10 protein-coding genes are annotated in these 12,546 nt (G+C 42.0%); 9 read left to right on the forward strand and 1 reads right to left on the reverse strand.

Annotated elements, in window-relative coordinates; genetic code table 11:
• Positions 1-27: 27 nt before the first annotated feature.
• Entirely contained in the window at positions 28-1,344 is a 1,317-nt protein-coding gene (locus H5158_RS18295) for a PAS domain-containing methyl-accepting chemotaxis protein (RefSeq protein ID WP_182718274.1), read from the reverse strand.
• Between the two features lie 579 nt (positions 1,345-1,923).
• Here H5158_RS18295 and ndk point away from each other — a divergent pair.
• The 9 genes from ndk to der all read left to right on the forward strand — a co-directional run bounded on the left by ndk (position 1,924) and on the right by der (position 12,519).
• Positions 1,924-2,355, forward strand: a complete 432-nt coding sequence (gene ndk / locus H5158_RS18300) for a nucleoside-diphosphate kinase (RefSeq protein ID WP_008111339.1) — start codon at positions 1,924-1,926, stop codon at positions 2,353-2,355.
• A gap of 171 nt (positions 2,356-2,526) precedes the next feature.
• A complete protein-coding gene (locus tag H5158_RS18305; RefSeq protein ID WP_145239689.1) occupies positions 2,527-3,660 on the forward strand; it encodes a bifunctional tRNA (adenosine(37)-C2)-methyltransferase TrmG/ribosomal RNA large subunit methyltransferase RlmN in 1,134 nt (377 codons plus the stop codon).
• 112 nt (positions 3,661-3,772) lie between these two features.
• Positions 3,773-5,728 carry a type IV pilus biogenesis/stability protein PilW gene (gene pilW, locus H5158_RS18310; RefSeq protein WP_182740585.1) on the forward strand — a complete coding sequence of 652 codons (1,956 nt, stop codon included), beginning with the start codon at positions 3,773-3,775 and terminating at the stop codon, positions 5,726-5,728.
• The gene (locus H5158_RS18315) at positions 5,725-6,594 is read left to right on the forward strand and encodes a RodZ domain-containing protein (protein ID WP_182740586.1); all 870 of its coding nucleotides are present in this window, start codon (positions 5,725-5,727) and stop codon (positions 6,592-6,594) included. The genes pilW and H5158_RS18315 overlap by 4 nt, the downstream gene beginning before the upstream one ends.
• 5 nt (positions 6,595-6,599) lie before the next feature.
• Complete coding sequence (gene ispG, locus H5158_RS18320; RefSeq protein ID WP_145239699.1) at positions 6,600-7,718, forward strand: flavodoxin-dependent (E)-4-hydroxy-3-methylbut-2-enyl-diphosphate synthase; 1,119 nt, start codon at positions 6,600-6,602, stop codon at positions 7,716-7,718.
• A 136-nt stretch (positions 7,719-7,854) separates the two neighbouring features.
• Complete coding sequence (hisS, locus tag H5158_RS18325) at positions 7,855-9,135, forward strand: histidine--tRNA ligase (RefSeq protein WP_145239702.1); 1,281 nt, start codon at positions 7,855-7,857, stop codon at positions 9,133-9,135.
• Between the two features lie 16 nt (positions 9,136-9,151).
• Positions 9,152-9,772 (forward strand): tetratricopeptide repeat protein, encoded by a 621-nt coding sequence (locus tag H5158_RS18330; RefSeq protein ID WP_149981918.1) that lies wholly within the window; start codon positions 9,152-9,154, stop codon positions 9,770-9,772.
• 9 nt (positions 9,773-9,781) lie between these two features.
• Entirely contained in the window at positions 9,782-10,960 is a 1,179-nt protein-coding gene (bamB, locus tag H5158_RS18335; RefSeq protein ID WP_182740587.1) for an outer membrane protein assembly factor BamB, read from the forward strand.
• Between the two features lie 92 nt (positions 10,961-11,052).
• Complete coding sequence (der, locus tag H5158_RS18340) at positions 11,053-12,519, forward strand: ribosome biogenesis GTPase Der (protein WP_145239710.1); 1,467 nt, start codon at positions 11,053-11,055, stop codon at positions 12,517-12,519.
• The last annotated feature ends 27 nt before the right edge of the window (positions 12,520-12,546 follow it).

Consider the following 12,546-nt stretch of genomic DNA (forward strand, 5'->3'; position numbering starts at 1 on the left):
AAGATGTTTTGATCGAAATCATAAAACTCACTTTAATTGATTGGCAAACTGGCTCACTGCATCAACGACTTGCTGGGCACCTTTTTTAATATTGCTCATCACAATGCCAGACTCGTTTGACAGCTCTAACCCTTCTTGTGCTTTATCTTCACCTTGCTTAATGGCTTTTACGCTTGACTGCGTTAAGCTTTGATTTTTTTGTACCACTTCAACAATTTCTTCTGTGGCTTTACTGGTTCGAGATGCTAATTGACGCACTTCATCGGCGACTACCGCAAAACCTCGCCCTTGCTCACCAGCTCTTGCTGCTTCAATCGCCGCATTTAAGGCTAGCAAATTAGTTTGATCAGCAATGCTGCTAATACTTTGCACTATGCTGGCAATTAACTGTGATTGTTTATCCAATGCTGATATTTCATCCCCTGCTTGCGACATTTGCACCGCCAGCTCATTCATTACTTTAACCGCTTGCTCAATGACAGCAGCACCTTGATCTGCAAGGTGGTCAGTTTCAGTTGAAGTGCTATAGGCAATATCTGCCGCCTCTGCGATTGCGAGCTCCCGCTCAACTTGCTCAGTAATAACAGTAGCGAATTTAACCACTTTATACAGTTCGTTTTGCTCATTGAAAATTGGGTTATAAGAAGCTTCAAGCCAAACCACTCGCCCATAACTGTCTATGCGTTTAAAACGGCTTGAAACGTATTCGCCTCTTTTGAGCTGTTTCCAAAAGGCTTCATATTCTGGTGAATTAGCCTCTTCTGGTTCACAAAAAATACGATGATGTTGGCCAACAATCTCTTTAAGTGAATATCCCATTCCCGCCAAAAAGTTTTCGTTTGCTGTCAATACAATGCCATTAGTATCAAATTCAATAACGGCCATGGCACGATGTAATGCTTTAATTAAATCTTGATGCTCACGGGAGGTTTCAATCGTACGCGTTAACACATTAGAATGCAGAGTAAACTCAACTAGCTTACCTTGCTCATCAATGATCGGCTGTAAAATACTTCTTAGCCAGTCTTGTTCACCATTAACATGAACAAACTGCAATGCACCAGCCCAGTGTTCATGCTTCTCTAATGCTTTTTTTAAGCTTTTAAAATGCCCTGTCTGTCTGGCGTTACTTGGCACAAAATCTAGTAACTTTTTTCCAATCAGTTGCTGATCAGGGTAACCAAGCTCGTTTGCAAAGTTTTTATTTTGCGATGAAATAAGCCCAGTCTTATCAATGATTAAAACTAGCATTTCTTCGTCTAAGCTTTTTCTTACTTGATTCTGCACAAAAAGCTGACTTTTTAATTTAGCATTCTCACTTTTTATAGTGTTATTAAAAAACATAGCAACCTACTATCAATGAAATGGATGAAATGAAGCACGAAGATATTAAAACCTTTAATTTATTTCATGGTTATAACTTGAGTGTAAACCAAGTCCCCAAATTTAGTAGAATTTAACTAAAATAATCATTTTAAGCTAAAAGTGGATTTTCTATTGTGCATCTTATAGCAGTTTAAATGGCAAAAGCTCGAATGATACAAAAGCGCCTATCAATAATTTTAAAATAAATAATTAAAACATAAGGTTAATAAAATTTAAGGTAATTTTTAATAGTGCAGTTACAGATAAGGGCCTAAACGTTATAGTCACTGAGCACCATTTTGTACTAAAAATAACCTTCGAAAAATATTTCAGCTTATTATTGGCTAAATTAATTAATACGTAGTCCCATGCAATGTTAGATCATTAATTAATTCACAGCATCATGCTTTTCTATGCGTGGTGATTGCCTAACATTTAAAAATCGCACAATTGTCATCAAGCTAGTTTTTAATAAAACTAGGCATTGCCTACTAAAACGCGTATAATTCGCGCCCGTTAATATTCACACTTTTACTTAAAAATTATTGGAGCATAAAGATGGCTTTAGAGCGTACTTTCTCAATCGTAAAACCTGATGCAGTTGCTAAAAACCACATCGGCGCTATCTACAACCGTTTCGAAACTGCTGGCCTTAAAATCGTTGCAGCTAAAATGGTTCACCTTTCACAAGAGAAAGCGGAAGGTTTCTACGCAGAACACAGCGAGCGTCCTTTCTTTGGTGCTTTAGTATCTTTCATGACATCTGGTCCAGTAATGGTTACAGTTCTTGAAGGCGAAAACGCTGTTCTTAAAAACCGCGAAATCATGGGTGCTACTAACCCTGCTGAAGCACTAGCTGGTACTTTACGTGCTGACTACGCTGATAGCATCGACGAAAATGCTGTTCACGGTTCAGACGCTGTTGAATCTGCTGCTCGCGAAATCGCGTACTTCTTCGCAGACGAAGAGCTTTGCCCACGTACTCGTTAATTCGAATGCGCTAAGCAAAAGTAAAAAGGGCTTTCGAGCCCTTTTTTAGTCATTAGTTAAAGTATTAATTATCTAATTTATGATGTTTTACTTAATGATTAAAGTGAGTGAATTGTGTACAATTCGCCTTTGTAAATTTTTATCACCACCGTCACTGATTAAGGTTGTTTCATGACCACTGAGCAAAAAAAGATTAACTTATTAGATTTAAACCGAGATGCAATGCGCGAGTTATTTGTATCGTTCGGTGAAAAGCCATTCCGTGGCGATCAGGTGATGAAATGGATTTATCATTTTGGCGTTGATAACTTTGACGAAATGAGCAACGTTAACAAAAAGCTGAAAGAAAAACTTAAAGCGGAATGTGAAATTGTCGCGCCTGAAATCACCGTACGCCAACAAGCCAGTGATGGTACAATCAAGTACGCGCTGATACTTGAAGGCGGCCAAGAAGTTGAAGCGGTGTGGATCCCAGAAAAAGAACGTGCCACCTTGTGTGTATCATCGCAAGTTGGTTGTGCGCTTGAATGTACATTTTGCTCAACAGCGCAGCAAGGGTTTAACCGTAACTTAAAAGTATCTGAAATTATCGGCCAAGTTTGGCGTGTGGCCAAAGACATAGGTCTTGATGGCAACAGTGAAAAGCGTCCGGTCACCAACGTCGTTATGATGGGCATGGGCGAGCCATTGCTTAATCTTAAAAACGTAGTTCCGGCAATGGAATTAATGATGGACGATTGGGGTTTTGGTTTATCTAAACGCCGCGTTACTTTAAGTACCTCTGGTGTGGTGCCTGCACTTGATTTATTGAAAGAAAAAATCGACGTTGCATTGGCTATTTCTCTACACGCACCTGATAACGCATTACGTGATATTTTAGTGCCAATCAATAAAAAATACCCAATTGAAGAGTTTTTAGCGGCGTGTCGTCGTTACATTGATGGCTCTAAAGCCAATAAAGATGTGACCATTGAGTATGTGATGCTAAATGGTATTAACGACAGCACAGATCAAGCCCATGAATTAGTTAAAACACTCAAAGGCACACCATCTAAAGTGAACCTTATCCCGTTTAACCCATTCCCGGGTAACGAATATACACGCTCTAGTAACAGCCGTATTGACCGCTTTTCAAAAGTGCTACAAGCAGCAGGTATTACCTGTATTGTGCGTCGTACTCGCGGTGATGATATTGATGCAGCCTGCGGCCAGTTAGTTGGTGATGTAGTTGACCGTACAAAACGTTTAGCGAAAAAGAAAATGCGCGACGATAATGCGATTGCGGTTAATATCCACCAAGCATAATCTGTTGTCGTGAATCAAAAGCCCTTAGCGCTGCTTTATTTTTAAATAAATGATGCAAGATAAGGGCTTTTCGGTAATATAGGTGCATGGACAATAATAAAGAGATGAAGTAATGCGATCTTTACTTGCTTTAACTATCAGTGCACTCGCTTTAACAGGGTGTGTAACTGAAAATAGTTATGATGGCAATGACAAACCAGTCGTTGAAAATAAAATCAATAATACCGGCGCAGCACGTACCCGAATAGCCTTAGCATTAGAATATTTAAGCACTGGTAATAGCTCGCAAGCAAAGTATAACCTCGAACGCGCCGCGTCTTTCTCTCCTGATCTTCCTGAAGTCCATTATTCATTTGCTTATTATTACCAACAAGTCGGCGAAAACGTACAAGCCGATAAAGCCTATCAAAAAGCAATAAAAATTGATCCCAATGATCCTAATACCCGAAATAACTACGGGGTATTTTTATGCGGTATTGACGAGTACGACCGCGCCACAGAACAACTACTCAAAGCCATTGCCATCCCAAGTTATATACGAGTAGCAGAAAGTTATGAAAATTTAGCTCTGTGCGCCATTGAGTTTGATGATTTTGATAACGCTGAAAAATATTTCAAATCGGCCATTAATCACAGTTCAATGCGTGCCTCATCACTGATCAGTTTAGCCGCTTTGTATTACGCTAAAAGTGATTTACATAGAGCAAAAGAAATACTCGAGCGTTATGAGAATAGTGGTCAAGTATCGTCTCGCTCATTGCTATTAAGCTATTTAGTTGAGCAGCGTATGGGCCACATTGAAAAAGCCGAAACCACTGCGGCAATGATATTGCAAACCTACCCAACCTCAAGTGAAGCGGGGATCATTCGCGAACAAAAAATCAAACGTAGTGAGTTTGAAATACTACGCTCGCAATACCGCCAAGCAAAATTAGATGAGCTACAAGCAAATAGCCCTGCGGGAGAGGTGATCTCGGCACCCAAAATACGCATTGTAAAAAAGAAAAAAGCGCCAGCAACTAGTACGTCGGCGCAAAGTATCACAACGCCAACAATGGCCGTTAAAAATAACAATGCAAGCAGCAATGAATTAACTGCCGCGTTGCTAACCTCACCGGTTGCGCCAACGCAAAGCACCGCATCACAAAGTAGCCAGCAAAGCCAAGCAACAGTATCAACACCTGTCGATACGAGTGGTATTTTGGCGGCTTTAAGTACCACAGCAATAACAACGCCAGTGCAAACAAACGTTGATACTACCGCTGTACAGATCAGTGCTCCAGCAAACAATAATGATCCTGTGGCAGTAATGTCTGCTCTGGTGGTCGCACAAACACCAAACAATCCAGCTGTAACTTCAACTCAAGCGACGGACATTGCATCACTAGCCTCTGAGGAGGCAGTTGCTAAAGCATTAGCAATACCAACTGTGCATTTAGCAACAGCGCCCACAGCGACTGCCGCAACGCCTCCCCAAACGCTTGCTCGTAGTAGCAAAGCACAAGATGGTGTAACAATTGTTTCTTTTGGTGCGCCCACTGATAGCCAAGCCGTTGCAAATAACAGCCAGGCTTCAAGCCAAGCACAATTTAGTGATGAATTAACGGATGAAGAAAAGGTGGTTTTTTACCAGCCAAAACGCAACGCTGCCGTCTTCGCAGAGTCAAGTTATAGCTCTACACCTGAGATCCGTTTTCAAGATCCGCAACAAAATACTCACGCACCGTTGCTAAATTCGCGGATCCCACAATTAACGACGCCTTACCATGTTTTGCAAGATGGTGAAAACCTATTTAGCATTTCAGTACGATACAATGTTAAACTACAGAAATTACTCCAATGGAATGGTCTGAAAGAATCTGATCGGGTGGTCAATGGGACGAAAATTTATCTTAACGATCCCAACATTTATTACGAAATTAACGTCGGTGATACTTTGTATAGTATTGCCACCAAGCGTCGCTTGTTAATTGATCAGTTAATGCGATGGAATAAATTAAGCCCGGATGTTGCACTTAAACCTGGGCATAGACTGTTACTAGTGGACCCTGAATCATACTCATTATGAATGATGAAAATACAGAATCAACAACGCTCACTCTTGGCCAAACTTTAAAAAGTAGCCGCGAGCAAGCGAATGTCAGCTTAGAAGAGTTGGCAAAAAATTTAAAATTATCGGTGTTGCAATTACAACGTCTTGAGAATGACGAACACCAATTAATCGGCCCTGCTACCTTTGTTAAAGGTTATGCAAAAAGTTATTGTCGCGCCTTTAATTTAGATACTGCGGCCGTTTTAGCACTGTTCCCTGAACCACAGGAAACCGTTAAAAAAACCAACATGCAAAGCTTTTCTAGACGAACAGAAAAAGAAGCTCATGATAGTCGCTTGATGCTGGTCAGTTACGTTATTCTGGCAATTGTTATTGGTTCATCCGCATTATGGTGGTGGCAAAATTCAACCCCTCTTGACGAACAAGTTGTAACGCAATCTTTAAATAGCTTTGCCAAAGAGACAGTTGCAGTCGCGCAAACAGAGCCTGATGTGGCGTCAATCAGCCAGCTAGAACAAGCTGGCCCTGATGAATCGATTGATGACCCCACTGCGGCGCAAATTATGGAGCAACAAGCCGATACCGAACTAGACGTTGCCCCGAGCGAAACGTCAAGCGAGCCACAAAATGATGGCCTAGGCACCATAGTTATGCATTTCAATGAAGAAAGTTGGGTTGAAGTTCATGACGGCAAAGGTGATAAAGTGGCGTTTGGTGTTAAAAAAGCGGGTTATGATATGACTTTATCAGGTCATCTGCCTTTTTCTATCGTGCTTGGTAAGCATCAAGCTGTTGATATCACTCTTGACGGTGAAAAGATTGATATTTCCAGTTTCCCAAAAAATCGTTTAGCCAAATTTAATTTACCGTTAACAGAGTAGTCACTATGTTTTCAGAATCTCCCATTAAACGCAGAAAATCTACCCGCATCAACGTGGGTAACGTACCGATCGGTGATGGCGCCCCTATTGCCGTGCAATCAATGACCAACACCGATACCATGGATGTTGATGCAACTGTTGCACAAATTCAAGCTATTCAAGATGCCGGCGCCGATATAGTGCGTGTTTCCGTGCCGACTATGGACGCCGCCGAAGCATTTAGAAGCATAAAAGAACAAGTCACCATTCCACTGGTTGCAGATATTCACTTTGATTATCGTATTGCTTTGCAAGTCGCAAAGTATGGTGTTGATTGTTTACGTATTAATCCTGGCAACATTGGCAGTGAAGAACGTATTCGCGCGGTAGTCGATGCTGCCCGTGAGCACAACATTCCAATTCGTATTGGTGTTAATGGCGGCTCATTAGAGCGTGATTTACAAGAAAAGTACGGCGAACCAACGCCTGAAGCGTTACTTGAATCAGCCATGCGCCATGTAAATATTTTGCGCCGTTTAGATTTTGATCAATTTAAAATATCAGTAAAAGCTTCTGATGTGTTTTTAGCTGTGGGAGCATATCGCTTACTTGCTAAAGAAATTGACCAACCTCTGCACTTAGGGATCACAGAAGCAGGCGGTATGCGTTCAGGCTCAGTGAAATCAGCTGTAGGCTTAGGTATGTTACTTGCCGAAGGTATCGGCGATACGCTGCGAGTATCGTTGGCGGCTGATCCAGTACAAGAGATCAAAGTCGGTTTTGATATTTTAAAATCACTGCGCATTCGCTCTCGCGGGATTAACTTTATTGCCTGTCCGAGCTGTTCACGTCAAGAGTTTGATGTGGTTAGTACCATGAACCAACTTGAAGAGCGTTTGGAAGATATCATCGAACCGGTATCAGTATCGGTTATTGGTTGTGTGGTCAATGGCCCTGGCGAAGCGTTAGTGAGTGATATTGGCTTAGCTGGTGCAAACCGTCGCTCGGGCCTTTATATTAATGGCGAACGTCAAAAAGCCCGAATTGATAACAACAATATTGTTGATCAACTCGAAGGCTATGTACGCGACTTTATCGCACAAAAAGAAAAACAGACCCCTATCGACATCAAAATCGTCGAATAAATACAATATAGTCGGCAAACAAAGCCGTTTGCCGTTTACCTTTATAGCTAGAACGCTATAATGACGGGTCAATTTTTAGCATTCTTGTTGTGTAGTCATCTTTTATTACGCAAAAAACAGTTTTTAGGATTTAGCAGTGGCAAAACAAATTCAGGCAATACGTGGAATGAACGATTGTCTGCCGGGCGATACCCAAGTTTGGCAGAAAGTAGAAAACATCTTACGCGAGACAGTAGCATCGTTCGGTTATCAAGAAATTCGTTTTCCAATTGTAGAATCAACCGATCTTTTTAAACGCTCAATTGGTGAAGTCACCGATATCGTTGAAAAAGAAATGTACACCTTTGCCGACAATAATGGCGACAGCTTAACACTTCGTCCTGAAGGTACCGCTGTATGTGTACGTGCTGGTAATCAAAACGGCTTACTGTATAACCAAGAGCAACGCCTTTGGTATATGGGCCCAATGTTTCGTCATGAACGTCCGCAAAAAGGTCGCTATCGTCAGTTTCACCAATTTGGTTTAGAAACCTTCGGTATTGCCAGCGCTGATATTGACGCTGAAGTAATTTTACTGACGGCGCAATTGTGGCAACAATTTGGCATCAGCGAACATGTTCGTTTAGAGCTTAATTCTCTAGGTTCAAACGAAGCTCGCGCGCAATACCGTGATGCACTTGTGGCTTATCTTGAGCAACATATTGATGCACTAGACGAAGACTCAAAACGTCGTATGTACAGCAACCCACTGCGCGTGCTAGATAGCAAAAACCCTGATGTACAAGCGGTTTTAGTTGATGCACCAAAACTGTCTGAACACTTAGATGCTGAATCAAAAGAACATTTTGAAAATTTATGTGAACGTTTAGACGCCGCAGGCGTCATATACACGGTTAATGAAAAGTTAGTCCGTGGCCTTGATTACTATAACCGTACTGTTTTTGAGTGGGTTACAGATAGCCTCGGCTCACAAGGTACTGTATGTGCAGGTGGCCGCTATGATGGCTTAGTTGAGCAATTAGGTGGCAAAGCAACGCCAGCTGTGGGCTTTGCTATGGGTCTGGAACGTTTAGTGTTAATGTTACAAGCATTGGAATGTGTTGGTGACATTCGTCGCAACGCTGATGTATATTTGGCAGCGATGGGTGACAAAGCCAGCATTCAAGCCCCTATTATCGCAGCTAAATTACGTGCTGAAGTACCTGGCTTACGTATCATGGTCCATGCCGGTGGTGGTAACTTTAAGAAACAACTTAAACGCGCAGATAAAAGCGATGCACTCGTTGCACTGATTATCGGCGAAGATGAATTAGAACAAGGCGTAGTGACAGTTAAGTATTTACGTGAGCGTAAAGAACAGGTCACCTTAGAATTAGAACAAATTAAAACGCTTTTAGCTGAGCTAATAAACAGCTAAAAAAGACGAGGTAGTAATGGATATTTATTCAACAGAAGAACAACAAGCTGAAGCGATCAAACGTTTTTTTCGTGAAAATGGTGTATCACTGGCGCTAGGTGTAGTGCTTGGTTTAGGTGGCCTGTATGGCTGGAAAGCATATAACCAAAATCAAATTACAACTGCTGAAAGTGCCTCTGATGCATATACTCAGCTGGTTGAAGGTGGTGAAGTATTAGGTTCGGCAGATACATTTATCGCAGAGCACAAAGATACTAACTACAGCGCACTTGCAGCCTTTGTTGCTGCTAAAGAAGCCGTAGAAAAAGGTCAACTTGATGTAGCCAGTGAAAAACTCAGCTGGATAATGACTAATGTTACCAATGCAGATTTAAAAGCAACGGCGACCACCCGTTTAGCTCGCGTGCAAATAGCACAGCAGCAATACGACCAAGCTTTAACAACGCTTAACGCTAAACTTGCAGATTCATTCACTGCAACAGTCGCTGAGCTTAAAGGTGATATATACACAGCTCAAGGCGATGCAAATCAAGCTCGCAGTGCTTATCAGACTGCTGCTGATGCGGGCGGTCTGGAGAATAACCCATTATTGCAAATCAAACTTGATGACTTAGCAGTAACTAGCCCAACGGCGTAAGGGGTTACCATGAAAAAATTAACAGCGGCAACCATAGCGCTATGCATGGCAACCTTAGTCGGTTGTTCATCAAGCGATGACGAAGACGAACTGGTGTTGCCTGAAATCGTTAATCAGTTTGAAACCAAAGTAATTTGGCAAGAAAGCATTGGTGACGGTGTTGAACATTACTTTTCTCGGCTAACACCGGCGGTATATAAAGACCGTGTTTTTGTAGCTAACCGTGCTGGTAAAGTCGAAGCGCTATCGCTTGAAAACGGTAATACTCTTTGGGAGACTGATGTTCGCGAAAATTTGACCTTTTGGCCATGGCAAAGCGACATTAGTGCAAAATTATCCGGTGGTATTTTACAAGCTTATGGTAAAATTTTTATCGGTTCCGAGCATGGTTATTTAGTTGCCCTTGACCGTGAAACGGGTGATGTTGTTTGGCGCAAAAAAGTACCCGGTGAAGTGTTAGCAAAACCAGCTGCCGGTGATGGCCTTATATATGTTAACCTAGGCTCAGGTAAATTATTAGCCCTTCACCCAGATACCGGTGAAGAGCGTTGGAGCCATGAGCAAGAAGTCCCCGCATTAACACTACGTGGGCAAAGCTCTCCGACCGTTGCTAACGGCGGTGTATTAGTTGGCCTTGAAACAGGCAAGTTAAGCGTACTTATCTCTGACAGTGGTTACTCTGCGTGGAGTGCTGAAATTGCTACAGCAAAAGGCGCATCAGAATTCGAACGTTTAGTCGATGTTGATACACAACCTCTGATCAGTGGTCCTTATGCGTATGCTATTGCTTATAATGGTAACTTAGCAGCTGTAGATATTCGCTCTGGTAATGTTGTCTGGAAACGCGAATACAGCAGTTACCGTGAAATTGCCATGGATACCCAAACTATTTACGTAGTAGATAGTAATGGTGTTGTTTATGGATTAGATAAAACCTCTGGCATTGAACGCTGGAGTCAGCCAGCCCTTCGTGGTTGGTACTTAACAGGGCCTGCGGTAGCAGGAAATTACTTAGCCATAGGTGACCAAGAAGGTAATCTACATTGGCTAAATAAAGAATCAGGCGAGCTTGTATCGCGTGAAGACTTCGACAGTTCAGGCTTTTTTATTGAGCCAATTGTTGCTGACGACAAACTGATTTTATACACCCGAGATGGTGAAGTTAGTGCGGTAAAAATACCGGACTAATTTGCTAAATAACTATAAGTTATTAATAGTTAATTTATTTTTTTAAGGCTTCGCTATGCGAAGCCTTTTGTTGTTTTTTTAAGAGGTAGTTTATGCTTCCCGTGATCGCTCTAGTTGGGCGACCCAATGTGGGCAAATCCACATTATTTAACCGTTTAACACGTACGCGTGATGCACTCGTTGCCGATTTTCCAGGCTTAACGCGAGATCGAAAATATGGCCAAGCTAATTACGATGGCTATGAATTTATCGTGGTAGACACGGGCGGTATTGATGGCTCTGAAGAAGGCATCGAAATCGAAATGGCTGATCAATCGCTACTGGCGATTGAAGAAGCCGACATCGTATTATTCTTAGTTGATGCACGTGTAGGTATGACAGTAGCTGATCAAGCTATTGCCAACCATTTACGTAAACAAGAAAAGAAAAGCTTTGTTGTTGCCAATAAAACTGATGGTATTGATGCTGACTCAAACTGTGCTGAGTTCTACCAATTGTCGCTGGGCGAAGTACACCATATTGCAGCCGCTCATGGCCGTGGTATTACCTTGTTACTTGAACACACCTTACAGCCTTTGCTTGCAGAGCTGAGTGCGCAAAATGATGATGGTAAAGGCGATGACGACGAGTTAATCGATTTATATTCTGAAGATGATGAAGATTCTACAGCGCATGAAGCATTTGCAGATAAGCCAGTAAAACTTGCTATTATCGGTCGTCCTAACGTAGGTAAGTCAACACTGACTAACCGTATATTAGGTGAAGAACGCGTTATTGTTTATGATATGCCGGGCACAACCCGCGATTCTATTTATATTCCAATGACTCGTAACGAAAAAGAATACGTGTTGATCGACACCGCTGGTGTACGTAAACGCAAAAAAGTCAGCGATGTGGTTGAGAAGTTCTCAGTGATCAAAACCCTCCAAGCAATCGAAGATTGTAACGTGGTGCTATTGGTTGTAGATGCCCGTGCTGGCATTTCGGATCAAGATTTAAGCTTACTTGGTTTTGCCTTAAACTCTGGCCGCTCACTGGTTATTGCCGTGAATAAATGGGATGGCCTTGATGATTACGTGAAAGATCGTATTAAATCGGAGCTTGACCGTCGCTTAGGCTTTATTGACTTTGCACGCTTACACTTTATCTCAGCTTTACATGGTACAGGTGTTGGTCATTTGTTTGAGTCAATTGACGAAGCTTATGAATCAGCAACTAAGCGTATTAGTACTGCTATGCTGCGCCGCATCATGGACATGGCACAAGCTGATCACCAGCCGCCACTGGTTCGTGGTCGCCGCGTTAAGCTTAAATACGCGCACGCGGGTGGTTATAACCCACCACGTATCGTAATTCACGGTAACCAAGTACATGATTTACCAGATAGCTATAAACGCTACTTAATGAATTACTATCGTAAAGCATTAAAAATTATGGGCACGCCTATCAAAATCGAGTTTAGAGAAGGTGACAACCCATTTGCAGGACGTACTAATAAAGTGACTCTTTCGCAAAAACGTAAGATCCGCGCATTTAGTAAAGAAAACCGCAATAAATGATATAGCTGAAAGCTGAAAGCTGAAAGC

It is taken from the genome of Pseudoalteromonas sp. SR45-6, from assembly GCF_014163545.1.
Taxonomy (GTDB): domain Bacteria; phylum Pseudomonadota; class Gammaproteobacteria; order Enterobacterales; family Alteromonadaceae; genus Pseudoalteromonas; species Pseudoalteromonas rhizosphaerae.